This window comes from Pseudomonas sp. Irchel 3F6 (assembly GCF_900187595.1).
Classification (GTDB): domain Bacteria; phylum Pseudomonadota; class Gammaproteobacteria; order Pseudomonadales; family Pseudomonadaceae; genus Aquipseudomonas; species Aquipseudomonas siliginis.
The window spans coordinates 1,017,784-1,042,402 of the sequence record NZ_FYDP01000002.1; the positions used below are offsets into that span (position 1 = coordinate 1,017,784).

Here is a 24,619-nt window from a genome sequence, read left to right on the forward strand (position 1 = left end):
ATGTTGCCGCTGTGGATCGCCTTGCAGTTTCTCAGCAGCCTGCCGATTCGCCTGCCGGGCATGCCCGAGCCGCAACAGCTCGGCCGTTCGCTGCTGTTTTATCCGCTGGTGGGATTGCTGTTCGGGTTGATCCTCTATGCGTTGAATCTGTTATTGGTCGGCGCGCCGATGTTGCTGCATGCGGCGCTGTTGTTGACCGTGTGGGTATTGCTCAGCGGCGCGCTGCATCTCGATGGCCTGGCCGACAGCGCTGATGCCTGGCTCGGCGGCTTCGGTGATCGCGAGCGCACGCTGACGACCATGAAAGATCCGCGCAGCGGGCCGATCGCGGTGGTCACGCTGGTGCTGGTGTTGTTGCTGAAATTCGCCGCGCTGCTGGCGCTGATCGAGCAAGGGCATACCCTGGCGCTGATCATCGTCCCGGTGCTCGGGCGAGCGGCGCTGTTGGGGTTGTTTCTGACTACGCCGTATGTGCGTGCGGGTGGCTTGGGTCAGGCGCTGGCCGATCATCTGCCGCGCAAGGCCGGGTGGTGGGTGCTGGGGTTGAGTGCGCTGGGCTGCGTGTTGATCGCGGGTATCGGCGCGGTGCTGATTTCGCTGGTTGGGTTTGTCTGGCTGCGGCGATTGATGATGCGGCGGTTGGGTGGGACTACCGGGGATACGGCAGGGGCGTTGCTGGAATTGCTGGAGATGGGGGTGTTGGTGGGGCTCGCTTTGGTCTGAAGGATTTGCGTAGATGATGCCGGCCCCTTCGCGAGCAGGCTCGCTCCCACCTTCGAAATGCAATCCCCTGTGGGAGCGAGCCTGCTCGCGAAGGGGCCTCACCGGCAACAATGATGTTCAGAGTAAACTAATCTGTAACTTGATTTAACACACTCGCGGGTATATACACGCATCATGCTTCCTTCTCAGTGTTTGTGCACCAACCTGCGTCGCGCCGCGCGTGGCGTCAGCAGGCATTACGACGGCGCTCTCGATGGCTTCGGGATCAACGTTGCCCAGTATTCTCTGCTGTGCAATCTGCAGCGGCTGGAGCAACCGAGCATTTCCGAACTGGCTGAGGCCATGGGCCTGGATCGCAGCACGCTCGGACGCAATCTACGTGTGCTGGAGGGCGAAGGTCTGGTGGCGCTGGCCGAAGGCGAGGACATGCGCAACCGCATCGTGCGCCTCACTGAAACCGGCGTGCAGCGCCTGGCAGCGGCATTGCCGGCGTGGGAAGCGGCGCAACAGCGGCTGATCGACCGTCTCGGTGCCGAGAAGCGCGAAACCTTGCTCAAACTGCTCGACGAACTGGCCTGACGGCGGTTTTTTCGCGCTCAAGCGGGTATATACCCGCGACTGGAGAATAACAATGACATCGATGTGGCGTACGTGCGGTTGGGTGTTGCTGGGGAGTGCGCTGATCCTGGCGTTGTCATTGGGCGTGCGCCACGGTTTCGGTCTGTTCCTGTCGCCGATGAGCGCGCAGTTCGGCTGGGGTCGCGAAGTGTTTGCCTTCGCCATCGCCCTGCAAAACCTGATCTGGGGCCTGGCGCAGCCGTTCACCGGCGCGCTGGCCGACCGCTTCGGTGCGGCGAAAGTGGTGCTGGTCGGTGGGATCCTCTACGCGGCGGGCCTGGTGTGCATGGGCCTGTCTGATTCGGCAGTGACTCTGTCACTCAGTGCCGGTCTGCTGATCGGTATCGGTCTTTCGGGCACTTCGTTTTCGGTCATTCTTGGTGTTGTGGGTCGCGCTGTGCCGCCAGAGAAACGCAGCATGGGCATGGGTATCGCCAGCGCCGCCGGTTCGTTCGGCCAGTTCGCGATGTTGCCGGGCACGCTGGGCCTGATCGGCTGGCTCGGCTGGTCGGCCGCGCTGTTGGTGCTGGGCCTGCTGGTGGCGATGATCGTGCCGCTGGTGAGCATGTTAAAAGACAAGCCACTGCCGGTTCTCGGCCACGAACAAACCCTCTCCGAAGCGCTGCGTGAGGCCTGCTCGCATTCGGGATTCTGGCTGCTGGCGTTCGGCTTTTTTGTCTGCGGGTTTCAAGTGGTGTTCATTGGCGTGCACTTGCCAGCGTATCTGGTCGATCAGCATCTGCCCGCCAGTGTCGGCACTACGGTGCTGGCGTTGATCGGACTGTTCAATATCTTCGGCACTTACACCGCTGGTTGGCTCGGTGGCCGCATGTCCAAACCGCGTCTGCTGACGGCGTTGTATCTACTGCGCGCGGTGGTGATCGTGCTGTTCCTGTGGTTGCCGGTGACGACCACCACAGCGTATCTGTTCGGCATGGCCATGGGCTTTCTGTGGCTGTCGACGGTGCCGTTGACCAACGGTACGGTGGCAACCTTGTTCGGCGTGCGCAATTTGTCCATGCTCGGTGGCATCGTCTTTCTGTTCCATCAGCTCGGTTCGTTCCTTGGTGGCTGGCTGGGCGGGGTGGTGTACGACCGAACCGGGAGTTATGACTTGATCTGGCAAGTGGCGGTTCTCTTGAGCCTGCTCGCGGCGGCGTTGAACTGGCCGGTGTGCGAGCGTCCGGTGGCGCGCCTGCAAGCTGCGGCGAGCGCAGCATGAGCCGGATCTGCGCGCGATTCGCGCTGACCGCACTGGCTGCAGCGCTGTTGGCGCTGGTGTGGTGGGGCTGGCAACGCGGCGGTCTGGCGCTGATGCAGTTGGGCATGAGCATTTGCTAGATCGCAGCGTGGCGAGTAACGTCGAAGCCTGATGACTGCCCAAGGAAATTCGACATGTTGATGCGCTGGTGTGCTGTTCCCGCGTTGCTGATGGCGTTGACTGGCCTGGCCCAGGCCGCCGACTGTCCTGAGCTGCTGCAAGGCTCGCTGCCCAAGCTGCGCGCCAAGGAATCCATCGATCTGTGCAAGCAGTACGCCGACAAGCCGCTGGTGGTGGTCAATACCGCCAGCTTCTGCGGTTTCGCCCCGCAGTTCGAAGGCCTCGAGGCGCTGAACAAGCGCTATAAGGATCAGGGGCTGGAAATGCTTGGCGTGCCGTCGAATGACTTCAAGCAGGAGTCCAAGGACAGCGCGGAAACCGCCAAGGTCTGCTACGCCAATTATGGCGTGACCTTCAACATGACCGAGCCGCAGAAGGTCCGCGGCGATGACGCCACGCATCTGTTTCAGGTGCTGGCCGCGCAGAGCAATGCGCCGAAGTGGAACTTCTACAAGTATGTGGTCGACCGGCAGGGCAAGGTCGTGGCGAGTTTTTCCAGCTTGACCAAACCGGATGACCCCGAGTTTATCGCCGCGATCGAAAAGGCCATTGCATCCAAACCGCTGAAGCCCTGATTAACGCTGTTCTCTGTGGGAGCGAGCCTGCTCGCGAAGCGGTGTGTCAGCCAGCAAATCTACATCTGACATACCGCCTTCGAGCAGGCTCGCTCCCACAATTGTAATTTTGTCGTTCCAGTGAAAAGTTGCGGGCATGAAAAAGCCCCGCCTCTGCGAAGAGAGCGGGGCTTTTTCGTGGGCGAGGGTTTAGCCTCGCCACGGTGCATCAGAAGCGGTATGTCGCGCCGACACCGAAGCCGTTCGCCGAGTTTTCATACTTGGCATCGTAAGTCTGGCCACGCGCGTTTTCGTTGCGGATGTTGACCGACTCTTCTTTGAGGTACGAGTACGCGACGTCGATGGTCAGGTCGTCGGTCGGGCTCCAGCCGGCACCGATACTGAAGATGGTGCGGTCGCCAGTCGGGATACGCGGCGAGCGGTCTTCGTTATTGGTTGGCGACTGGTCGAAGGTCAGACCGGTACGCAGGACCCATTCCTTGTTCAACTGGTACGAGGTACCCACGGCATAGGCCCAGGAGTCATGCCAGTTCTGGTCTTCGTTGATCGAACCGAACTGACCGGCCAGCAGAGGCTGCACGCCGGAGTTCTTCACGGTGATCTTGTCCAGTTGGCTCCAGCGGGTCCAGGTGGTGCCGGCGTAGACGTTCCAGCGATCGTTGATCGCCTGGGTGACCGACAGGTCCACGGATTCCGGCGTGGTGATCTTCAACGAAGCGTCGTACTTCTGGTTGGCGCCAACGCCCACCAGCGCCAGAGCGTTGTAGTTGACCTTGGTGTCGCCTTCGAGCTTGTAGTCGACCTTGGAGTGATAGGTCAGGCCGACACGGGTGGTGTCGGTGGCCTGGACCAGCAAGCCGACGTTGTAGCCCAGCGCGGTGTCGTCACCCTTGATCTTGACCTTGCCGTCCGGCAGTGCCTGGGTGATCGACAGGTTGGATTCCAGCGAGCCGTCGATACGGTTGATGGTCGGGCCGAAACCGATCGACACCTTGTCGTTGAAGGCGTAGCTGACGGTTGGCTGGAAAGTGATGACTTGCACTTCGGACTTGCTGCCGAAGTAACGACCGGCGAAGCCGTTTTCGTAATCCGTGATCAGACCGAACGGTACGTACACACCGAGGCCGAATGCCCAGTGATCATCGATCGGTTTTACATAGAAGCCCATCGGTACGGCAGTGAGGGGCACCATGTCGCCCTTGTTGCTGCCGCCATTAGGGCTGGAGCTGGTATCGCTGATATCGGTATGCGCGTCGACCAGGGCGACGCCGCCGGTGACTTGTTCGCGCTTGATGCGCGCCATGCCGGCCGGGTTGCCATAAACAGTGCTTGCGTCGTCGGCAGAAGAAGATCGCCCGGCAAAACCAGTCCCCATCCCACTGATGCTTTGTTCGTTGAGGGCAAAACCTGCCGCGAAGATTTGTGTGGAGGCAAGGGTAACGGCGAGGCTAAGGGTGGTTTTGAGCATGACTTTTTTCATTATTAGAACTCCTGGTGATCACCGGGGCGAAAATTACCAACATTTTCGTCCCAGCGCTATAGCTTGTAAGCCTTGAGTTAGAGCGGTTTTGTAGGACAATCCGACCAAAATGGCGACTTGTTGCGAGAACTTGTGAAACCGCCCGGTCAGCAAGCGACCTGATTCAACGGTGAAACACAGGTTTGCCAGGCATAGGTGAAGTCGCGCAAACGGCCTTGCGGTTGAAAGGTCTGGCGCCAGATGCGCGCCATACCGAGCAGGTCGGTCGGAGCGGGGAGGATGGGGTTCTGTTCTTCTACCAGCAGCCAGGCGATGGCCGTGGCGTAACGCAGGTTGACGGTCAGTTCCAGATGCGGGCCGCTGAGGAATGCATGCTGACTGGCGAGGCCGCGCACCAGGCTGGCGCGCTCCGGGTCGAGCGCCAGATAATCGTCCCAGAGCGCCTGATGGCGATGCTCGGCAATCCGGTAGAGGCCGTGGCCGCGGCGGTCGTGCAGGGCAGAGCCGAGGGCGGATTGGCTGGCAGCGATACCCAGCAGCAGGGATTCGGCGGTTGCGCAGTGGCGTCCCAGATAGATCAATGTGGGACGGATCACATAGCGGCACAGTTCGCTGGCAGCGATACCCATAACACCCTCGGTTCTTGTTGTTGAGGGCGAGTCCTGAAGGGGCTTTGGCAGCAGTGGATCGAATCAGGCTCGCCGCAAGCGGGTCAAGCCGCTTGAGTTGAAGTGTAGTGTCATATTCAGCGTGTAAAGGACTGTTTTTAAAATATTTCCGCCATCGCATACCGGGCGTTAGATCGGAACATGCTTAGAAGCGTTGCGCTAAAAGTGAAATATCAGGCAATAAAAAGCCCCGCTTTTCAGCAGGGCTTTGCTTTTGCAGCCTGTCCGGCTTTCAGGCAACCAGTGCCTGACGGGTACGCTCGATCACGGCCTGCAGCGGTTCGGCGCTGGAGTATTGATCGGGGTACAGACGCTCGCTGTGACGAGCGATACCGTGTTCATTGACTACGGTGAAGCTGAAGCAGCCTTTGCGAGCGGCCATGATCAGGCAGTTCATTGGAGCAAAAGCGTTGGTTAGGGTGCGAATGGCATCCTGAGTCTGGATTTGAGTAGACATAGTTATTAGGTGTTCCTACAAATGACACGGATAAGAACCGTGCAACGTTAAAACGTTCCAGTAACGTTGATCACCATTGATCGAACGAAGAACCCGACTGGAACAAAGCAGCCAGTTTGAAGCGCTGATAAGTGAGCGCGCTTGGGCTGGCAGGTAGGTACTTAGGAGGACAGGCATCACAGCGAGGGCAAAGGTTCTGGGCCCGGGGTGAAGATCCTGATCAATTTGCAGGTTGGTTCGGTCAGAGTAAGTGTTCTTCGCAACGCCCTTTGCTTTCGTTCAAAGGCAGCGTCGTCGCAAGAGTTACCTGGAAACCATCGAGGGGTCGTTCCCGCTTTTTTCGGCAGTGTCTTCCTGTTGGAAGTTGACCGTGGGAGATGTTCGACCGGAATTGACTTTCAGCTTGGTACTAACGCCGCGGATAGTAACGGATTCGTTCGGGCGAAGCAAACCCCATGACGAAAAAAGCTTCGCACGGAATGGTCGTGTCACACCGTCCGTCGGCGTGCACGCTTTTCGCAGAGCCTTTCGGTCGTTCGCAGCTGCGCAAAATGACCCCAAAAAGCGCACGCATATAACCGGCGCACAGGTACTTGTGCACATTAGTTGCGCAGAGCGTAACGCAACTGTCACATCGATCCTGACTCCAGTCGCTGCCTGTATCAAAAGTTTAAGTCAATGAAAAATATCGTCTTTTTTTGTTGGTGAAAAAATCGTCAGTTTGACTGCGAGCCCCATTCCATAAGGCTTTGCGAGGATCACAGAGCGGTTGTCCACTGACTTATCCACAGCTTCTGTGGATTGTCCCTAGCGCTTGCTCTAGCACGGGCGTGCCGGGTTTTTTTCGACTTTACCTGTAAGAAAAAGAGAGTAAAGTGGCGCGCCTTCCGATCTGTCCCGCAGTGCTTTATGAAGTTTCGCTCAGTATCAGACTCTGTTACCTCCAATCCGACCTCTGTTACCGCTCCCAAGCGTTTTTCCGTACGTGTGGCTGAGTGGCTGCTCGATGCGCCGCGCCTGAGCGACAGCCCCAGCGCCAAACACCTCGCGGGCCGCCTGCTCAAGCAACCGGCCCGTGAAGGTGTAGTCGCTGCGCAAAGCCGTCTCGGCCAATTGATCTGCCGTGAGTGCGGCAATGCCCGTGACCGGCGTATCGGTCAGGAGCTGCTGCGTCAGGCCGCCCGCGCCGGTGACCGTCGCGCACAGCAGGAACTCGGTCTGATCGAAGACTGAGCTGTCCAAGCCCAGACACCTTGGTTAACCTTCAGGCTTTATCCGATTGGCAGGAGTCGCTATGGCTATGGACTTGACCAGCATATTGCTTGGTCTTGCGGCAGCAGGGGTGCCGCTGCTGGCGCTGGCCTGGCAACTGCAACGCCGGGCCGGCAATGCCCAGGCCGATCTGGCCTTGCTCGAGGAGCGCCTGGCGATGGCGCAACTGGCCCAGGACGGCCTCACCGCGCAGCTTGAAGCGAGCCGCGATGAAATCGCCGATCTCGGCCAGGCCAATGCCGCCAAACAGGCAGACCTCGCCGCCCTGCGCCGCGAAGTTGAATTGCTGCAGATCGAGCGCGATGACGCCCGCGACGCCTCCCACGCCTGGAACCTCGAACGCGCCAACAAGGACGCTGAGTTGCGCCGCCTCGACGCCCAAGCGGCCTCGCTGAGTGCCGAACTGCGAGAGCAACAGGAAAGCCATCAACAACGTCTCAACGACCTGCAAGGCTCGCGTGATGAGCTGCGCGCGCAGTTCGCCGAGCTGGCCGGCAAGATCTTCGATGAGCGTGAGCAGCGCTTTGCCGAAACCAGCCAGCAGCGGCTCGGGCAGTTACTCGATCCGTTGAAAGAGCGCATTCAGTCCTTTGAAAAACGCGTGGAAGAAAGCTATCAGGCCGAAGCCCGCGAGCGCTTCTCGCTGGCCAAGGAGCTGGAGCGTTTGCAGGCATTGAATCTGCGTCTGAGCGACGAAGCGACCAATCTGACTCGCGCGCTCAAGGGCCAGAAAACCCAGGGCAATTGGGGCGAACTGATCCTCGAGCGCGTTCTTGAGCACGCGGGTCTGGAGAAGGGCCGCGAGTATCAGACTCAGGTCAATCTCAAAGGCCCGGACGGTGAGCGTTTCCAGCCCGATGTAATCATTTATCTGCCCGGCGACAAGCAAGTCGTGGTCGACTCGAAAGTCAGCCTCACCGCGTATCAACAGTATGTTGCGGCAGATGACGACACGTTGGGGCAGATCGCGATCAAGCAGCACGTGTTGTCGCTGCGCAATCATGTGAAAGGTCTGGCCGGCAAGGATTACAAGCGTCTGGAAGGCTTGCACAGCCTCGATTTCGTTTTGCTGTTCGTACCGATTGAAGCGGCATTTTCTGCGGCATTGCAGGCTGAGCCGTCGCTGTTTCAGGACGCCTTCGACCGCAATATCGTGATCGTCAGCCCGACTACGCTGCTGGCCACGTTGCGGGTGATCGACAGTCTGTGGAAGCAGGAGCGGCAGAGCCAGAATGCCCGGGAAATCGCTGAGCGGGCGGGTTGGCTGTACGACAAGTTCGTGTTGTTTATTCAGGATCTGGACGAAGTGGGCAATCGTCTGCAGCAACTGGACAAGGCTTACAGCTCAGCGCGTAACAAGCTGACAGAGGGGCGCGGTAATCTGGTCAGCCGCAGTGAGCAGTTGAAGTTGCTTGGGGCGCGGGCGAGCAAGAGCTTGCCGGCGGATTTGCTGGAGCGGGCGATGACGGATGTTGATGGGTTGGTTGAGTTGCCTGAGTAAATCCAAAGGCTCGTTTTTTTCTGGCTGATTGGGGGCATATCCGTTGCTGCGGGCGTGGCGGCTGGCGGTTTCGCCTGACGGCGACTTACTTTTTTACAAGCGCCAAAAAAAGTAAGCAAAAAACGCTAGCTCCTGCGTTCGGCCCTCGCAGGCTCGGGTTCCTTCGCTCCGGGATCGATCCGGGCGCAGCGGCTACGGTTTGCTTCGCTGCACCTCCTTCCGCTGTGTCTGGCTGCGCCAGACGGTCGCTGCGCTCCCACGCCCGGATCAATCCCTCCGCTCAGCCTTCCGACGTCGCCGGTGGATCAAGATCAAAAGCACTCGAGCTTGCGCTCATTGTTGAGTGGGGCGGCTTCGCCGCGGGCAGCTGCGCTGCCTTGCTTTTGCTTTTGTGGGAGCGAGCCTGCTCGCGAAGGCAATCTGCCGACCAACCATTTCACTCAGATATCGACGGTCCAACTGTAGGAGCTGCCGAAGGCTGCGATCTTTTGCTCTTGCTCTTGCTCTTGCTCTTGCTCTTGCTCTTGCTCTTGCTCTTGCTTTTGCTGTTCTGTGGGAGCGAGCCTGCTCGCGAAGGCGTCTGCAAGGTCACCTTCTACAACGGCAAATACCGACTCAAAAGCGCCCGCAACGCTGCCGGCTTCACCGGTTTGGCCAGGTAATCCAGGCCCGCCGCATGCACTTGCGCCACGGTCTCCGGGCGTCCATCCGCGCTGATGACCACGCCGGGCACGGGTTCACCCAGGCGCGTGCGCAACCACGCCATCAGCTCTGTGCCGGTATCGCCGTGGTCGAGGTGATAGTCGACCAGCGCCAGTTGCGGCCGCACGCCTTCATTCAATATCGTTGCGCATTCTTCGCGATTGCGCGCCGTCCACACTTGGCAGCCCCAGCGGCTCAGCAGGCTGTTCATGCCGATCAGGATGCTGTCTTCGTTATCGATGCACAGCACCTGCGCGCCGCTGAGCAGTTTTCCGTTCAGTTCCACCGTGGCGCTGACTGGAGGGGTTTGCGTGCGGGCGATCGGCACTGTCACGCTGAACACACTGCCGCGCCCCGGCCAGGAACGAACGCGCAAGGTATGCCCGAGCACGCGGCATAAGCCGTCGGCGATCGCCAGACCCAGGCCCAGACCTTTTTCGGCGCGGGTCTGGTGGCTGTCGAGGCGTTTGAATTCTTCGAAAATCACTTGCTGCTTGTCTTCCGGAATGCCCGGGCCGCGATCCCAGACTTCCAGACATAACTCACCACCGCGCCGACGCACGCCCAGCAGCACTGGGCCTTTGGCGTAGCGGAACGCGTTGGTGAGGAAATTCTGCAGAATCCGCCGCAGCAGTTTGATGTCGCTGTCGATGCGCAATTGACTGCCGCGCACCCGGAACGTGAGCTTTTGCTCTTGAGCCAGCGCCTTGAATTCCGCGCCGAGGGTGTCGAACAGTTCATTGACGGCGAACGCTTTGCGGTCCGGGTTGATCTTGCCGTTTTCCAGGCGCGAGATGTCCAGCAGATCGCTGATCAGGTCTTCCGCCGAACGCAGCGAGCTGTCGAGGTGTTGCACCAGCTGCTGCGCCTCTGCGCTCAAGCCTTCGTTCTGGTGGGAGAGGGCGGCGGAGAACAGTCGCGCGGCGTTCAGCGGTTGCATCAAGTCGTGGCTGACGGCGGCGAGGAAGCGGGTTTTCGACTGGTTGGCCGCCTCGGCATTGCCCTTGGCTTCGGTGAGCGCGACGTTGAGTTGCGACAGTTCCTGGGTGCGCTCGCTGACCCGTTGTTCCAGCCCTTCGTTGGCCTCGGTCAGCGCCTGTTCGGCTTCGCGGAACGCGGTAATGTCGGTGAAGCTCATGACAAATCCGCCGCCGGGCATCGGGTTGCCGATCAGCTCGATCACCCGGCCATTGGGGAACAGCCGTTCGGAAGTGTGTGCGCGGCCCTGACGCATCCAGTGCAAGCGTCGCGCGACGTGCACTTCCGCTTCGCCAGGGCCGCACAAACCGCGTTCGGCGTTGTAGCGAATGATGTCGGCAATCGGCCGGCCGACGCTGATCAGGCCGTCGGGGTAGTTGAACAGCTCCAGATAACGCCGGTTCCACGCCACCAGTTTCAGCGACTGGTCGACCACGCTGATGCCCTGGGTGATGTTCTCGATCGCGCCTTGCAGCAGGGCGCGGTTGAACTGCAGCACTTCCGAGGCTTCGTCAGCGATTCGGACTACGTCCTCCAACTGCATTTCCCGACCTTCGATGGCGGCCTTTACTACGGCGCGCGTCGAAGAGGCGCCAAGGACACCGGCGAGCAAGCGTTCGGTGTGGGCAATCCATTCGCTGTCGGCGTTCTGGTTGGGGTTGAAACCCTTGCCCTGACGGTAGGCGAAGCGAATGAAGCTCTGCCGCGCACGTTCTTCGCCGACGAAACGCGCCGCCAGTTGCAGCAGATCGTCGATCTGCACCGCCAGCATCGAACGGGCATTAGGCCGCGCGCTGATTTCCTGACCGATGAAGCGCCCGGCTTGCCAGTGCTCGGAAACGCGCGTGCGCGACAGCACCGAGACCCAGGCGAACAGGGTGAAATTACCGGCCAGCGACAGCACCACGCCTTGGGTCAACGGGGTGATCGGCAGGTTCAGCGGATTGCTGTGCAGCCACGCCAAGCCGGGGAAGCTCGCCAGTGACCAGCCGAGACTGTGCGCGGCAATCGGCAGCACCAGCGTGTAAAACCACAGAAACGTCCCGGTAGCGAGCCCGGCGAACACGCCACGGCGGTTGGCCTGTTTCCAGTACAGCGCACCAAGCATCGCCGGCGCCAGTTGCGTTACCGCGGCGAAGGCGATCTGGCCGATGGTCGCCAGGCTCGCGGTCGAGCCAAGCAAGCGATAACTGACGTAGGCCAGCAGGAGAATCACCACGATGCTCACTCGGCGCACCGAGAGCATCCACTGGCGGAACACCTCGAACGGGCGCTCGGCGTTGTTGCGGCGCAACAGCCACGGCAGCAGCATGTCGTTGGAGACCATGGTCGACAGTGCGACGCTGGCGACAATCACCATGCCGGTCGCTGCCGATGCACCACCGATAAACGCCAGCATCGCCAGCGCCGGATGGGCCTGGGCCAGCGGCAGGCTGATCACGAACGAGTCGGGCAGCACATCGCTGGGCAGCATCATCTGACCGGCAAGGGCGATCGGGACTACAAACAGTGCGGCCAAAGCCAGATAGGCGGGGAAAACCCATTTCGCCAGTCGCAGATCCTGCGGGTCGATGTTCTCCACCACGGTGACGTGAAACTGCCGGGGCAGGCAGATGATCGCCATCATCGCCACGCCGGTCTGCACCACCATCGATGGCCAGTTGATGGTTTCCTTCCAGTACGCCTCAAGGCGCGGGGCGAGCATCGCCTGATTGAACAGGTCGTCGAAACCGTCATACAGGCCGTACGTGACGAAGGCGCCGACGGCGAGAAAGGCGAACAGCTTGACCAGCGATTCGAAGGCAATCGCCAGCACCATGCCACGGTGATGTTCGGTGGCGTCGAGGTTGCGCGTACCGAAAACGATGGTGAACAGGGCTAGCACCAGCGACACGATCAGCGCCGTGTCCTGGGCGCGGGTGCCCATGGCATCGGCGCCGGCGCCGATCAACAGGTTCACGCCAAGGACAATGCCTTTGAGTTGCAGGGCGATGTAGGGCAAGACGCCGACGAGACAAATCAGCGCCACCACCACCGCCAACGATTGCGACTTACCGTAGCGCGCGGCGATGAAGTCGGCGATGGAGGTGATGTTCTCCTGTTTGCTGATCATCACCATTTTCTGCAGGACCCACGGCGCGCCGACCAGCAGCAGGATCGGCCCGAGGTAGATCGGCAGGAATGACCACAGTTGTTCCGCCGCCTGACCGACCGCGCCGAAGAACGTCCAACTGGTGCAGTAAACCGCCAGCGACAGGCTGTACACCCAGGCGCGCACCCGTGGCGGCAACGGCGTGCTGCGACGGTCGCCGTAGAAGGCGATGGCGAACATGATGGCCATGTAGGCCAGGGCAACGACGGCGATCAGCCCGGTGGACAACGACATGCAGCACTCCCGACAAAAGACTCCCCGGCACTCCTGCCCGGGCGGACAGTCTCGCACGCGCGCGGCGGTTAGTCAGTGTCGACCAAGGTCGTGGCGTGGCGGGGTGTCGCAGGCGGGGTACCGGGTGGTTTTTGTGGTGCCCGGGCGGGCCTCTTCGCGAGCAGGCTCGCTCCCACTTTCTGGAATGCATTCCCTTGTGGGAGCGAGCCTGCTCGCGAAGGCGTCAGTCCTGCCGCAATGCAATATCGATCAACCGATGCAACTCATCCACCTCCAGCGCCGTGGCCGAAAACAGAATCCGGAACACCACCGGCGCCACCACCAGATTGATCAAGCGATCGACACTCGGCGCCTTCTCATGCGGATAGCGATCGACGATGGTCTGCAACTGCGCACCAATGATCGCCACGCAATAGCCCGGCGTAGCGCTGGCCTGCACGTCGCGCATCATGTTGCGCCCGACCTCCGAGCTCATCTCGTCGAGATATTGCTCGGCCCAGGCGCGGATATCGCCGCGCAGGCTGCCAGTGTTCGCCGGCTCGCTGTCCGGGCGCATGCGGGCGAGGGCGACGTCCGCCAGCAACGCCGCCAGATCACCCCAGCGTCGATAAATCGTCGACGGCGTAACCCCTGCGCGGGCGGCAATCTGCGGGACGGTCACGGTGGAACGTTCCTGCTCTTGCAGCAGCGCATTGACCGCCGAATGAATCGACTCCTGCACCCGGGCACTGCGGCCACCGGGGCGTAAACCTTCTTTAATAGCCATGCGGCAGACCTTAACACAAAGAATTTGCTTTAAGCGCGGGGCGGTAGCACACTGCATAAAAGCAAAAAATTAGCTTTTGCGGAGTATGCCCATGACCAGCCCCTTGAATAGTGTCGCTTCCCACCAGTCGAGCTTGTGGTTTCTGGCGATCACCTTACTCAGTTTTCTCGCCGCTTCCACCGCGCCGACGCCGTTGTATCACTTGTATCAGGATCAGCTGCATTTCTCGGCAGCGATGTTGACGCTGATCTTCGCCGTTTACGCTTTCAGTCTGTTGGCGGCGTTGCTGACGGTTGGTTCGCTTTCCGACCATCTCGGACGCAAACCGGTGATCTTCAGTGCCGTGCTGCTCAATGCGCTGGCGATGCTGCTGTTCATTTATGCCGACAGCGTGTCGTGGTTGATCAGCGCACGGGTGCTGCAAGGTTTCGCCACCGGCATGGCCACTGCCGTATTGAGTGCAACGCTGCTCGACACCGACCGCCAGCAGGGGCCGCTGATCAACAGTGTCGCGCCGTTACTCGGGATGGCTTTGGGCGGTTTGGGCTGTGGCTTGCTGGCAGAATTCGCACCGGCGCCGTTGCAGCTGACCTATTGGTTGCTGTTGGCGTTGTTCGTGTTGCAGGGCGTTTATGTCTGGCGCCTGCCGGAAAGTGTCTCGCGGCAAGGTGGGGCGCTGGCGTCTTTGCGACCGACTTTGCACGTGCCGGTGCAAGCGCGTTCAACGTTGTGGCGAGTGCTGCCGCTGAACACCGCAACCTGGGCGCTCGGAGGTTTTTATGCCTCGCTGGCGCCGTCGTTGGTGCGCACCGCCACTGGCTCTACCTCCAATCTGATTGGTGGCGCTACGGTCGCGGCGCTCACCGTGACCGGTGCGTTGATGATTTTCATGATGCGCAATCGTCCGGCCGCTCAGGCGCTGCGGCTGGGTGCGAGCTTGCTGCCGATCGGGCTGGTCCTGATCCTCCTCGGCGTGCATGGCGCCAGTCTGTCGCTGTTTTTCTTCGGTACCCTGGTCGCCGGTTGCGGCTTCGGTTCCGGTTTCCTCGGTGCGGTGCGCAGTCTGGTGTCGCTGGCCGCGCCACACGAGCGAGCCGGGTTGATGTCGGCGTATTACGTGCTCAGTTATCTGGCGTTCTGTTTGCCGGCGTTGCTGGCCGGGCACCTGGCTCGCAGTTTCGGGTTGCTGGTGACCACCGACGGTTACGGCGTTGTATTGATCGTGCTGGCCGTGGCTGCGCTGCTGCTCAGTCTGCGTCCGCAGACAGGCAGAGTTTGCAGCGCTCCTTAAGCGCGTGTAGATACTTATCTGCAAAACAGATAACAGTTAGAGATATTACCCGTTATATCGATATTCGATTCGGATCTACCATGGACTCCACCTCACCAGAGGACAGGAGTTCATGATGATTTGCCCCAACAGTGTCACCCCCGGCTACAAACCTTTCAGCCAGCTTCAGCATCCGCGTGAAGTGATCCGCCAGTTCACGCCGAACTGGTTCGCCGCGACCATGGGCACCGGTGTGCTGGCATTGGCGCTGGCCCAGTTGCCGCTGGCCATTCCCGGATTACGCGTCGTGGCCGAGGGGCTGTGGCTGTTCAACATTCTGTTGTTCAGCTTGTTTACTGCTGCCTACGCCGCGCGCTGGATTTTGTTCTTTGACGAGGCGCGGCGGATTTTCAGTCATTCCACTGTGTCGATGTTCTTCGGCACCATTCCCATGGGCCTGGCGACGATCATCAACGGCTTTCTGTTGTTCGGGCTGCCGCGCTGGGGCGACGGTGTCATTCAGCTCGTTGAAGTGTTGTGGTGGATCGATGGAGCGATGTCGCTGGCCTGCGGTGTGTTGATTCCGTACATGATGTTTACCCGTCAGGAACACAGCATCGATCAGATGACTGCGGTCTGGTTGCTGCCGGTGGTGGCGGCGGAAGTAGCAGCGGCCAGCGGCGGTTTGCTCGCCCCGCATCTGACCGACGCCCATGGGCAACTCGTCGTACTGACCACCAGCTATGTGCTCTGGGCTTTCTCCCTGCCGGTGGCGTTCAGCATTCTGACCATCCTGTTGTTGCGTATGGCTCTGCACAAGCTACCTCACGAAAACATGGCCGCGTCGAGTTGGCTGGCCCTCGGTCCGATCGGCACCGGTGCGCTGGGCATGTTGCTGTTGGGCGGTGAGGCGCCAGCGATTTTTGCCGCCAATGGCCTGGCTGGCGTCGGTGAAATCGCTTCGGGCCTTGGCCTGGTGGCGGGGATTACGCTGTGGGGGTTTGGTCTGTGGTGGATGTTGATGGCGCTGCTGATCACCGTGCGTTATCTGCGTGACGGCATTCCGTTCAACCTCGGCTGGTGGGGCTTCACCTTCCCATTGGGCGTGTATTCGCTGGCGACGCTGAAACTGGCAAGTATCCTCAACCTGACATTTTTCAGTGTGTTCGGTACGGCGCTGGTGATTTTGTTGGCTGCAATGTGGCTGATCGTCGGCAAGCGCACCGTGCAGGGCGCGTGGCGTGGCGAGCTGTTTGTCTCGCCGTGTATTGCAGGTTTGAAGAAATAATCCGAAAAGTTTAGGTAAGGTGTGGCCTGGATCGTGGTGCGGGATTCCAATAACAAGCACCCAGGCCTCACTACCTAACATCAGGAAACACGGAAGATGAGTCACCCCTCACAGTTCAACCTGTTGCGCACCCGGCGCTTTTTGCCCTTCTTTATTACCCAGTCGCTCGGCGCGTTTAACGACAACGTGTTCAAGCAGTCGTTGATCCTCGCCATCCTCTATCGGTTGACCATCGAGGGCGATCGCTCGATCTGGGTCAACCTCTGCGCGCTGCTGTTTATCCTGCCGTTTTTCCTGTTCTCGGCGCTGGCCGGGCAGTTCGGGGAAAAATTCGCCAAGGACGCGCTGATCCGTCTGATCAAACTCGCGGAAATCGCCATCATGGCCGTAGGATCGATCGGCTTCCTCTTCGATCATCTGTCGCTGATGCTGGTGGCGCTGTTCGCCATGGGCACGCACTCGGCGCTGTTCGGCCCGGTGAAGTATTCGATCCTGCCGCAGGCCTTGCGCGACGATGAACTTGTCGGTGGCAACGGTCTGGTGGAAATGGGCACGTTTCTGGCGATTCTCGCTGGCACCATCGGCGCCGGGATCATGATGTCGTCCGAGCACTACGCGCCGGTAGTCTCCGCCGCGATCGTCGGCATTGCCGTGCTGGGTTATCTGGCCAGCCGCAGCATTCCGCGCGCGGCGGCCTCGTCGCCGGAAATGCGCCTGAACTGGAATATCTTCAGTCAGTCCTGGGCGACGTTGAAACTCGGTCTGGGCCAGACGCCTGCGGTGTCGCGCTCGATTGTCGGCAACTCGTGGTTCTGGTTCGTCGGGGCAATCTATCTGACGCAGATCCCGGCCTACGCCAAGGAATGGATGCACGGTGACGAAACCGTGGTCACGCTGATCCTGACCGTGTTCTCGGTGGGCATCGCGCTGGGTTCGATGCTCTGCGAAAAGCTCTCCGGGCGCAAAGTCGAGATCGGTCTGGTGCCGTTTGGCTCGTTTGGCCTGACCGTGTTCGGTCTGTTGCTGTGGTGGCATTCCGGTGGGATCCCGGACAGCGTCACCGGCCATAGCTGGATTGCGGTGCTGGGCTTCGTGCACACCTGGGCGGTGTTGATCGACATCCTTGGCCTGGGCATTTTCGGTGGCTTCTATATTGTCCCGCTGTACGCGCTGATCCAGTCGCGCACGGCTGAAAACGAACGGGCGCGGGTGATTGCCGCCAACAACATTCTCAACGCGCTGTTTATGGTGGTGTCGGCGATTGTTTCGATCGTCTTGTTGAGCGTCGCCAAGCTGTCGATCCCGCAACTGTTCCTGGTGGTGTCGCTGCTGAACATTGGCGTCAACGCCTACATCTTCAAGATCGTTCCGGAATTCAGCATGCGTTTCATGATCTGGCTGCTCAGCCATTCCATGTACCGCGTCGAGCACCGCAACCTTGAAGCGATCCCGGACGAGGGCGCGGCGCTGCTGGTGTGCAACCACGTGTCGTTCGTCGACGCCTTGCTGATCGGCGGGGCGGTGCGTAGGCCGATTCGCTTTGTCATGTACTACAAGATCTACGACTTGCCGGTGCTGAACTTCATCTTTCGCACGGCGGGCGCTATTCCGATTGCCGGACGCCAGGAAGATATCCAGATCTACGAAAAAGCCTTCACACGCATCGCTCAGTATCTGAAGGACGGTGAGCTGGTGTGCATCTTCCCGGAAGGCAAATTGACCGCCGATGGCGAGATCAACGAGTTTCGCGGCGGCGTGACGCGCATTCTGGAGGAGACGCCGGTGCCGGTGATTCCGCTGGCGCTGCAAGGATTGTGGGGGAGTTTCTTCAGTCGCGATCCGAACAAGGGCTTGTTCCATCGCTTGTGGTCGCGGGTGACGCTGGTGGCGGGGCCGGCAATTACCGAAGGGACCGAGCCGGCGAAGTTGCAGGTGTTGGTGGGGGAATTGCGCGGATCCGTCAGATAGTTGTTGACTGGACGGCCCTCATCGCTGGCAAGCCAGCTCCCACAGGTTCGATGGTGTACACCAATCTTGTGGGAGCTGGCTTGCCAGCGATGGGGCCGGTGGCTTAAGCGCTGACCTTGAGCCCGATCAACCCGGTAACGATCAATGCCACACTGGCCAGCCGAATCAATGCCATCGACTCGCCGAACAAAATGATCCCGGCGATCACCGTGCCCACCGCACCTACGCCGGTCCAGATCGCATAGGCCGTACCCAACGGCAATTCCTTCATCGCCAAGCCCAATAGACCCAGACTGATAGCCATGGCGGCAACGGTCAGGGCGGTGGGGAGCGGGCGGGTGAAGCCGTCGGTGTATTTCAGCCCGACGGCCCAGCCGACTTCGAACAGACCGGCGCAAAACAGAATGATCCAGGACATGCAGGACCTCCATCGATTGACGGGGTCGTCCCCAGATGAATGACTCGATCGAGCCGCAGGGTCGTCCCCGCGTTGCGCAATATACTGACGAGCATTAACCCGGGGATCAAGTTTTCAGCTCAGTCGGCAGCCCTTTGCGCGAGGTTGTCGCGATCTTCTTTTTCGCTCATGCGCCGGAAGTACGTCGACAGCAGCGCCCCGGAAATATTGTGCCAGACGCTGAACAGCGCGCTCGGCACCGCCGCCAGTGGCGAGAAGTGCGCACTGGCCAATGCCGCGCCCAGTCCCGAATTCTGCATGCCGACCTCCAGTGCCAGCGACTTGCGCTGAGCCAGCGGCAAGCCGAACAGGCGCCCGGTGAAGTAGCCGAGCAGATAGCCGAAGCTGTTGTGCAGCATCACCACCGCCATGATCAGCAGGCCGGACTCGGCGATTTTCGCCTGACTCGCCGCGACCACGGCGGTGACGATAATCACGATGCTGACCACCGACACCAGCGGTAATACATCCACCGCATGCCGCACCTTGTCGCCGAGTAAACGCTGCGCGACCACGCCGAGAACGATCGGCAACAGCACCACTTGCAGGATTGACCAGAACAGCTCCATGAACGATACCGGCAGCCACGCCGAGGCCAGCAGCCAGATCAGTGCCGGGGTCAACAGTGGGGCGAGGAGGGTAGTGACCGCGGCAATCGCCACTGAAAGCGCCAGATCACCGCGTGCCAGCCAGGTCATCACGTTCGAAGAGGTGCCGCTCGGGCAGCAGCCGACCAGAATCACCCCGACGGCGATTTCCGGCGGCAGGTGAAACACCTGGCAAAGCAACCACGCCACACCGGGCATGATCACGAAATGTGCAACCACGCCCAGCGCCACCCGCCACGGATGGCGAGCGACGGCAGCGAAGTCGTCGAGCTTGAGGGTCAGGCCCATGCCGAACATCACCAGACCCAGCAGCGGTACGATCGCGCTTTTCAGGCCAATGAACCACGCCGGTTGCAGGAAGGCCACGACGGCGAATATCAGAACCCAGTAAGCGAAGGTATTGCCGACAAAGCGGCTGAGTGCAGCCAGTGCGCGCATGGCTTGATCCTTATTATTGGTTACACCACAAAACATTGTGGGAGCGAGCCTGCTCGCGAAAGCGGTGAGCCAGATACATTAATGTTGCTGGCGCACCGCTTTCGCGAGCAGGCTCGCTCCCACAGGTTAGATGCTCGTCAGAGTCAGATCCCCTGCGGCATCTCTTCCCCACCCAACGCTTCAACCAGCGCCGGCAGGAAGTCGCCGAAGGTCAGCATCATCAGGGTGAAGCTGGCATCCAGTTGGCCCAGGGCTTCATCACCACCGTCCTGTTCCGCCTGATCCTGCAGCAGATCCTCGAATTTCAGGCGCTTGACGGTCATCTTGTCGTCGAGCATGAACGACAGTTTGTCCTGCCAGGCCAGCGACAGCTGAGTGACGACTTTGCCGGTGCTCAGGTGCAGCTGGATTTCTTCGCTGGTCAGGTCCTGACGCTTGCAACGGACAATGCCGCCGTCTTCGTGGGTGTCGCGCAGTTCGCACTCGTCCAGTACATAGAAATCGTCGGCGGCTTTCTGTGTGGTGACCCACTCGGTCATCACCGCAGTCGGTGCCATTTTCACGGTCAGCGGACGCACGGGCAGGGTGCCGATCACTTCGCGCAGCGTCGACAGCAGGTCTTCGGCGCGTTTCGGGCTGGCCGAGTTGACCAGGATCAGGCCCTGTTTCGGCGCGATCGCGGCGAAGGTCGACGAACGACGGATGAACGCGCGCGGCAGAAACGCCTGGATAATTTCATCCTTGATCTGGTCGCGTTCCTTCTTATAGACCTTGCGCATCTGCTCGGCTTCGATCTCTTCGACCTTTTCCTTGACCGCGTCACGCACCACGCTGCCCGGCAGAATACGTTCTTCTTTACGCGCAGAGATCAGCAGGAAATCGCCGCTGACATGCACCAGCGGCGCATCTTCGCCCTTGCCGAATGGTGCGACGAAACCGTAAGTGGTCAGCTCCTGGCTTGCACACGGCCGCGCCAGTTTGGTCGCCAGTGCAGTTTCCAGCGCCTCGGCATCGACAGGCAGGTCTTGGGTCAGGCGATAGATCAGCAGGTTCTTGAACCACATGGGGCGAGTCACTCCTTTATACAAAGGGGGGCATTATTGTCTTCGCCGGGGCATAGGCCAACCCTTCTCTAAGCCTTTGGAAGGCCTCGGAAAATTATTTAAAAAAGTGCTTGCCAGAGGTTGGGGTGCTCCGTAGAATGCGCGCCACACCGAAGCGAAGGGTGATTAGCTCAGCTGGGAGAGCGTCTGCCTTACAAGCAGAATGTCGGCGGTTCGATCCCGTCATCACCCACCATTCGTTTCAAGTGTTTAGCGCAGCGGTAGTTCAGTCGGTTAGAATACCGGCCTGTCACGCCGGGGGTCGCGGGTTCGAGTCCCGTCCGCTGCGCCATATTCGGTAACCTGGACCACTGAACGCCAGGTAACCACGGAAAAACCCGCTGATGCGGGTTTTTTTCTGTCTCAAGGTTGTACCCGCGGGATGTATCGTTTCACCGGTTTTCAGATTTTTTGAAAAATATTCAATTAAATCAACACTTTACGAAAACTTGTGGCATAATGCGCCCCGTAACGAAGCGAAGGGTGATTAGCTCAGCTGGGAGAGCGTCTGCCTTACAAGCAGAATGTCGGCGGTTCGATCCCGTCATCACCCACCATTCGTTTCAAGCGTTTCGCGCAGCGGTAGTTCAGTCGGTTAGAATACCGGCCTGTCACGCCGGGGGTCGCGGGTTCGAGTCCCGTCCGCTGCGCCATATTCGGTATCTGGAACTGAACGCCAGACACCACAAAAAGCCCGCCTTGTGCGGGCTTTTTGCTGTCTGCGATTTATGAAATCGCCGCGCTACTGCGCCGCATTGCGGGCATGCCGATAATCGCTCACCGCCTCGTACACTGCCTTGCGCAAGCGATTGATCCCGCCAATCGGCCGATGCGCCTCGATGCCGAACCACGGGTTGAACGACAGGTTGTCGCATTGCAGATTCAGCGCCGGCGTATCGAAGTCCTGCGCAGGCAGAGTGATCCGCGCCACGGTTTCAAACGGTGCATCTTGCTCACGCCACTCAATGCTGGTGTCCTCGATCGGCATGTACTTGTTCGCGTCCTGGCGCTGGATCTGCAGGGCAAAACACGCCGGCACCCGATCCGTGGATAACTGTTGATTCAGTGCACTGCGCAGAAAATTCGGCAAGTCGTGATTCTGTTTGGGCAAGGTATACGCCGGGCAACGCTCCGGATCCGGCACGACGCGGAATTTCGCATTGGCCTCACCGAACTTGTAGGGCGATACCGAGAAATATGTAGTCTCGGTCGGACTGTCCGGCGGCGCTGACAGGGTTGCCAACGCGATGAATAGATGGCGGACCTGCCAGGTGCGCGGATCCCACGTCGGAAAAAACGCCATGACCTTCTTGCCGTCAGCCTGCGCCGCTACATTCTGACGATACTCGGCGACATCGCTGACAAAGAAATTCGGATGGCTGAACATCACGAAATCCTGTTCATGCTGGTCTTGGCGATTGCCGAGCAGTTGCTTGCCAGAAACCTCGAACAGCTTGATTGCCATCCCGCGCGCGTCGCGAATGCTGTCGAATTGTGGGTAGGCATTGCCGTTGGACAACCGGATCAGCGCCTGCCAGGTCTTGCCCGGCTCGCTGAACACCCCCTGTCGCAGCGATTGCGCCAGTTCCGGTAAAACCTGCACTTGCGCCTTCACGCAGCCATGCGCTTTGGCGTGGGCATCGCGCAGATAACGCGTGCTTTCGCGATGCTGGTCGACGATGCGCACAGCGGTTTGAATGATGTCCTGGGTCATCGCCGCTTCGCCTGGTGGAATCTGTTCCTGCGCCGACACCGGCCCACGATGCTGCCAAGCGAACCACGCGGCGGCGATGGCCCAGCCGAGCAGGCCGATGATCAGCAGGATCAGCAGCGTCTTGCCAAGCAAACGCCCCAACCAGAGCCAGAAGCGAGCCAGTGGCGGCAGTTCTTTTTTGAATGTCGGCATGATCATGGCAACTGCGCCTCCAGTGGTCCGCCCAGCACTTTCAGGTATTCGAGCAGCGCCCAGCGCTCCTCTGGTTGCAGGAGGCGGCCGATCACCCCGTTGCCGCGAGCGCCGGCGCGGAATTCGTGGCCGCTGTTATGGTTGCCGCTGATGCGCGTGTCGAACAGAAAACCGTTGGTGAAAGATTCGGTGCGATAGCCGAGGTGGTGCGGGTCGTATTCGAGCGTGCCTTTATAGAAGGTGGTGGCGCGCTCATCCTGCGGTGACAGCAACTGATAGATGCTTGGCACCGAACCGTTGTGCAGAAACGGCGCAGTCGCCCACACGCCAGCCAGCGGTCGAGCCTTGTAAGCGACCTTCTCGCGCACGCCGATCGGCAGGCCGAAACCGTCCATGCGCGGTTTTTCTTCCGGCGTGATCTGCGCGTCGCGATAGGCACGGTTTTCCACGAACGCGGTGACGTAAGCCAGGCCCTTGGCCACCGACAATTGGCTCAGATCAAGCGGCGCTTTAGGTTCGGGGTGCAGTCTGACGTCCATTTTTTCCAACTCTTTGACATCCCATTGCAGCGCGCTCAGGTCGAAACGATGGCTGGCAACGTTGTTGGCCGCATTGGGATCGGTACCGATCACGTCTACGGGCAGCATGTGCAAGTGCTGCACCCAGCGTTCGCCTTCCTGCGATTGGCGCGGGACATGGCAGCCGACGCAGTTTTCCGCGAACAGCGCGCGGCCTTTGGCGGCCAGCGGCTTGTCGATCGCACCGAACAGATCTTCCGGCCAGGTCGGCGGCTTCAACTGCTGCAAGGTTTCTTCGATGGCGTGCAGATCGCGCACGCGCACGCTGGAGGGGTAGCGCTCAGCACCTTGCAGCGGCTGGCCGTTGCCGTCGAAGAAATTCAATGTGGCTCCGACGCCGAGCGCTTCGCCGATATTGCGCGCCATCGGCTGCTGGGCCGAGCCATTCCACTGCACCCAATCGAACGTCCACATGTCCCACAGCTGCGGATAATCCACCGGGGCATCGGCTACGCGGTAGTTGGCAGGGGAAATCGCATCGCCAAACGTCGCGTTGGCAATCCGGCCGAACGCATCGGTGCGCCCCGGGCCTTCCTCGGTCGGGTACAGGCCGCGATGGGTGTCGTTCCACGCCACTTTGATGAAGGTGTTCAGCGAGGTCTTGAACTCGCTGCGCAATTGTTCGCGGCGCGCTTCGTAATCATCTCCGAGCACCTGGCGGGCGAAGCGCTCGAACTTCCACGGGTTGTAGTAAGTCGAGGCGAGACTGGCGACCAGGGCCTGTCCGAAACTGCCACCGCGCAACGTAGGAACGCTGGAAGGCAGCACGTGCTGTGCGCTGCCGCCATCGATACGTACGGCCTGGCCTTTGACGCGCAACTCGCCGGTGTGGCAAGCGGCGCAGGTGATGTCCAGATAATGCTCCGAGGCGTTGCCGGGATTCTGGTGCCGGGCAAAACCGACGGGAAGGTTGCCGGGGTTGTTCGCGCTCGCTTTCTGCTGCGGGTCGACCAGGAAGCCGAAACGGGCGAGATATTCAGGGGAGGCGAAGCGCTGCTCGGAGAAGGGCAATTCCAATGCCTGAAACCACTCGTAACGCAGGCCTTTGACTTGCGTACCTTGGGGCGTGAAGTAGTAGGTCTGCCGTTGCTCTTCGCTCCATTGATCCAGGTAACGTACCTGTTGCGGCGGGGTGTAGAAGGGCAATTTCGGGCTGGCGACGTAATAGACGATCACCGCGAGGGCGATTATCGCCAGCACGATCACCAGAGTGAGAACGCGGAATAGAAGGCGCAAGTTAAACATCCTTGTCGAATTGTTGCGCTGTTATGCCTGAGCCATGACTGCTGGGCAAGTGGCCATTACGCCAGACGCTGAGGCAAGCTCCGATGACGCTTGTCGTCCGTGGATGACAGAAGCTTCATCCAGCCGTTGCCCAAATGCGTTTTAATCCCTGAACTTATCGGAAGATTCCTGCTCTCATGCCGGTAGCCATTGGTCGTGGCGGCCTGATAAGCTCGCGGCTTTACTCGATTGCCCATTCGGCGCATGAACAA

At 60.1% G+C, this 24,619-nt stretch carries 20 protein-coding genes and 4 tRNA genes; 14 read left to right on the forward strand and 10 right to left on the reverse strand.

All coding sequences use genetic code 11. From position 1 onward, the window contains the following. The 5 genes from CKW30_RS10775 (at position 1) to CKW30_RS10790 (ending at position 3,297) form a co-directional block, all read left to right on the forward strand. A complete protein-coding gene (locus tag CKW30_RS10775; protein ID WP_095180765.1) occupies positions 1-723 on the forward strand; it encodes an adenosylcobinamide-GDP ribazoletransferase in 723 nt (240 codons plus the stop codon). A gap of 174 nt (positions 724-897) precedes the next feature. Beyond that, complete coding sequence (locus tag CKW30_RS10780; protein WP_016773714.1) at positions 898-1,302, forward strand: MarR family winged helix-turn-helix transcriptional regulator; 405 nt, start codon at positions 898-900, stop codon at positions 1,300-1,302. Between the two features lie 52 nt (positions 1,303-1,354). Then, positions 1,355-2,563 (forward strand): MFS transporter, encoded by a 1,209-nt coding sequence (locus tag CKW30_RS10785; protein ID WP_095180766.1) that lies wholly within the window; start codon positions 1,355-1,357, stop codon positions 2,561-2,563. Next, positions 2,560-2,682 carry a hypothetical protein gene (locus tag CKW30_RS27510; RefSeq protein WP_256584315.1) on the forward strand — a complete coding sequence of 41 codons (123 nt, stop codon included), beginning with the start codon at positions 2,560-2,562 and terminating at the stop codon, positions 2,680-2,682. The genes CKW30_RS10785 and CKW30_RS27510 overlap by 4 nt, the downstream gene beginning before the upstream one ends. Before the next feature lie 54 nt (positions 2,683-2,736). Beyond that, complete coding sequence (locus tag CKW30_RS10790; RefSeq protein ID WP_041479535.1) at positions 2,737-3,297, forward strand: glutathione peroxidase; 561 nt, start codon at positions 2,737-2,739, stop codon at positions 3,295-3,297. Positions 3,298-3,505: 208 nt separating this feature from the next. Here CKW30_RS10790 and CKW30_RS10795 read toward each other — a convergent pair whose 3' ends face one another. The 3 genes from CKW30_RS10795 to CKW30_RS10805 all read right to left on the reverse strand — a co-directional run bounded on the left by CKW30_RS10795 (position 3,506) and on the right by CKW30_RS10805 (position 5,902). Continuing rightward, complete coding sequence (locus CKW30_RS10795) at positions 3,506-4,777, reverse strand: OmpP1/FadL family transporter (protein WP_056783953.1); 1,272 nt, start codon at positions 4,775-4,777, stop codon at positions 3,506-3,508. Positions 4,778-4,923: 146 nt separating this feature from the next. Next, positions 4,924-5,406, reverse strand: a complete 483-nt coding sequence (locus CKW30_RS10800) for a hypothetical protein (protein WP_073472662.1) — start codon at positions 5,404-5,406, stop codon at positions 4,924-4,926. 271 nt (positions 5,407-5,677) lie between these two features. Further along, positions 5,678-5,902, reverse strand: coding sequence for a hypothetical protein (locus CKW30_RS10805; RefSeq protein ID WP_016773719.1), 225 nt, complete (start codon positions 5,900-5,902; stop codon positions 5,678-5,680). Between the two features lie 909 nt (positions 5,903-6,811). On the opposite strand from CKW30_RS10805, the gene CKW30_RS10815 reads away from it, so the two are divergent. Further along, positions 6,812-7,135, forward strand: coding sequence for a hypothetical protein (locus tag CKW30_RS10815; protein WP_024012181.1), 324 nt, complete (start codon positions 6,812-6,814; stop codon positions 7,133-7,135). Positions 7,136-7,310: 175 nt separating this feature from the next. After that, positions 7,311-8,675: a DNA recombination protein RmuC gene (gene rmuC, locus CKW30_RS10820; protein ID WP_164488343.1), complete on the forward strand. Its 1,365-nt coding sequence runs from the start codon at positions 7,311-7,313 to the stop codon at positions 8,673-8,675. A 595-nt stretch (positions 8,676-9,270) separates the two neighbouring features. On the opposite strand, the gene CKW30_RS10825 is transcribed toward rmuC, so the two are convergent. Further along, positions 9,271-12,741 (reverse strand): PAS domain-containing hybrid sensor histidine kinase/response regulator, encoded by a 3,471-nt coding sequence (locus CKW30_RS10825; RefSeq protein ID WP_095180768.1) that lies wholly within the window; start codon positions 12,739-12,741, stop codon positions 9,271-9,273. A gap of 223 nt (positions 12,742-12,964) precedes the next feature. Continuing rightward, positions 12,965-13,507 (reverse strand): TetR/AcrR family transcriptional regulator, encoded by a 543-nt coding sequence (locus CKW30_RS10830; RefSeq protein WP_056783960.1) that lies wholly within the window; start codon positions 13,505-13,507, stop codon positions 12,965-12,967. 103 nt (positions 13,508-13,610) lie between these two features. Here CKW30_RS10830 and CKW30_RS10835 point away from each other — a divergent pair, with 103 nt between their 5' ends. The 3 genes from CKW30_RS10835 to CKW30_RS10845 all read left to right on the forward strand — a co-directional run bounded on the left by CKW30_RS10835 (position 13,611) and on the right by CKW30_RS10845 (position 18,033). Continuing rightward, positions 13,611-14,798, forward strand: a complete 1,188-nt coding sequence (locus tag CKW30_RS10835) for an MFS transporter (protein WP_095180870.1) — start codon at positions 13,611-13,613, stop codon at positions 14,796-14,798. 115 nt (positions 14,799-14,913) lie between these two features. Beyond that, complete coding sequence (locus CKW30_RS10840) at positions 14,914-16,065, forward strand: TDT family transporter (protein WP_095180769.1); 1,152 nt, start codon at positions 14,914-14,916, stop codon at positions 16,063-16,065. A 96-nt stretch (positions 16,066-16,161) separates the two neighbouring features. Continuing rightward, the gene (locus tag CKW30_RS10845; RefSeq protein WP_095180770.1) at positions 16,162-18,033 is read left to right on the forward strand and encodes an MFS transporter; all 1,872 of its coding nucleotides are present in this window, start codon (positions 16,162-16,164) and stop codon (positions 18,031-18,033) included. A 103-nt stretch (positions 18,034-18,136) separates the two neighbouring features. Here CKW30_RS10845 and sugE read toward each other — a convergent pair whose 3' ends face one another. The 3 genes from sugE to rdgC form a co-directional block, all read right to left on the reverse strand. Beyond that, entirely contained in the window at positions 18,137-18,451 is a 315-nt protein-coding gene (gene sugE / locus CKW30_RS10850; RefSeq protein ID WP_041479526.1) for a quaternary ammonium compound efflux SMR transporter SugE, read from the reverse strand. Between the two features lie 119 nt (positions 18,452-18,570). Further along, the gene (locus CKW30_RS10855; RefSeq protein WP_041479525.1) at positions 18,571-19,536 is read right to left on the reverse strand and encodes a bile acid:sodium symporter family protein; all 966 of its coding nucleotides are present in this window, start codon (positions 19,534-19,536) and stop codon (positions 18,571-18,573) included. Between the two features lie 143 nt (positions 19,537-19,679). Continuing rightward, positions 19,680-20,600, reverse strand: coding sequence for a recombination-associated protein RdgC (gene rdgC, locus CKW30_RS10860; RefSeq protein WP_024012190.1), 921 nt, complete (start codon positions 20,598-20,600; stop codon positions 19,680-19,682). Positions 20,601-20,759: 159 nt separating this feature from the next. On the opposite strand from rdgC, the gene CKW30_RS10865 reads away from it, so the two are divergent. The 4 genes from CKW30_RS10865 (at position 20,760) to CKW30_RS10880 (ending at position 21,292) form a co-directional block, all read left to right on the forward strand. Continuing rightward, positions 20,760-20,835: transfer RNA gene (locus tag CKW30_RS10865), tRNA-Val, on the forward strand. 19 nt (positions 20,836-20,854) lie between these two features. After that, a tRNA-Asp gene (locus CKW30_RS10870) sits at positions 20,855-20,931 on the forward strand. 189 nt (positions 20,932-21,120) lie between these two features. Next, positions 21,121-21,196, forward strand: a tRNA-Val gene (locus CKW30_RS10875). A 19-nt stretch (positions 21,197-21,215) separates the two neighbouring features. After that, positions 21,216-21,292: transfer RNA gene (locus tag CKW30_RS10880), tRNA-Asp, on the forward strand. 89 nt (positions 21,293-21,381) lie between these two features. Here the strand turns inward: CKW30_RS10880 and CKW30_RS10885 are convergent. Together CKW30_RS10885 and CKW30_RS10890 are read right to left on the reverse strand one after the other, a co-directional pair. After that, positions 21,382-22,551, reverse strand: coding sequence for a catalase family protein (locus tag CKW30_RS10885; RefSeq protein WP_095180771.1), 1,170 nt, complete (start codon positions 22,549-22,551; stop codon positions 21,382-21,384). Beyond that, positions 22,548-24,359: a di-heme-cytochrome C peroxidase gene (locus CKW30_RS10890; protein ID WP_095180772.1), complete on the reverse strand. Its 1,812-nt coding sequence runs from the start codon at positions 24,357-24,359 to the stop codon at positions 22,548-22,550. The genes CKW30_RS10885 and CKW30_RS10890 overlap by 4 nt, the downstream gene beginning before the upstream one ends. Positions 24,360-24,619 lie beyond the last annotated feature (260 nt).

Coding starts and splice junctions, on each gene's coding strand:
- CKW30_RS10775 (WP_095180765.1), top strand. CDS start 1: ATGTTGCCGCTGTGGATCGCCTTGCAGTTTCTCAGCAGCCTGCCGATT.
- CKW30_RS10780 (WP_016773714.1), top strand. CDS start 898: ATGCTTCCTTCTCAGTGTTTGTGCACCAACCTGCGTCGCGCCGCGCGT.
- CKW30_RS10785 (WP_095180766.1), top strand. CDS start 1,355: ATGACATCGATGTGGCGTACGTGCGGTTGGGTGTTGCTGGGGAGTGCG.
- CKW30_RS27510 (WP_256584315.1), top strand. CDS start 2,560: ATGAGCCGGATCTGCGCGCGATTCGCGCTGACCGCACTGGCTGCAGCG.
- CKW30_RS10790 (WP_041479535.1), top strand. CDS start 2,737: ATGTTGATGCGCTGGTGTGCTGTTCCCGCGTTGCTGATGGCGTTGACT.
- CKW30_RS10795 (WP_056783953.1), bottom strand. CDS start 4,777: ATGAAAAAAGTCATGCTCAAAACCACCCTTAGCCTCGCCGTTACCCTT.
- CKW30_RS10800 (WP_073472662.1), bottom strand. CDS start 5,406: ATGGGTATCGCTGCCAGCGAACTGTGCCGCTATGTGATCCGTCCCACA.
- CKW30_RS10805 (WP_016773719.1), bottom strand. CDS start 5,902: ATGTCTACTCAAATCCAGACTCAGGATGCCATTCGCACCCTAACCAAC.
- CKW30_RS10815 (WP_024012181.1), top strand. CDS start 6,812: ATGAAGTTTCGCTCAGTATCAGACTCTGTTACCTCCAATCCGACCTCT.
- CKW30_RS10825 (WP_095180768.1), bottom strand. CDS start 12,741: ATGTCGTTGTCCACCGGGCTGATCGCCGTCGTTGCCCTGGCCTACATG.
- CKW30_RS10830 (WP_056783960.1), bottom strand. CDS start 13,507: ATGGCTATTAAAGAAGGTTTACGCCCCGGTGGCCGCAGTGCCCGGGTG.
- CKW30_RS10840 (WP_095180769.1), top strand. CDS start 14,914: ATGATTTGCCCCAACAGTGTCACCCCCGGCTACAAACCTTTCAGCCAG.
- CKW30_RS10845 (WP_095180770.1), top strand. CDS start 16,162: ATGAGTCACCCCTCACAGTTCAACCTGTTGCGCACCCGGCGCTTTTTG.
- sugE (WP_041479526.1), bottom strand. CDS start 18,451: ATGTCCTGGATCATTCTGTTTTGCGCCGGTCTGTTCGAAGTCGGCTGG.
- CKW30_RS10855 (WP_041479525.1), bottom strand. CDS start 19,536: ATGCGCGCACTGGCTGCACTCAGCCGCTTTGTCGGCAATACCTTCGCT.
- rdgC (WP_024012190.1), bottom strand. CDS start 20,600: ATGTGGTTCAAGAACCTGCTGATCTATCGCCTGACCCAAGACCTGCCT.
- CKW30_RS10885 (WP_095180771.1), bottom strand. CDS start 22,551: ATGATCATGCCGACATTCAAAAAAGAACTGCCGCCACTGGCTCGCTTC.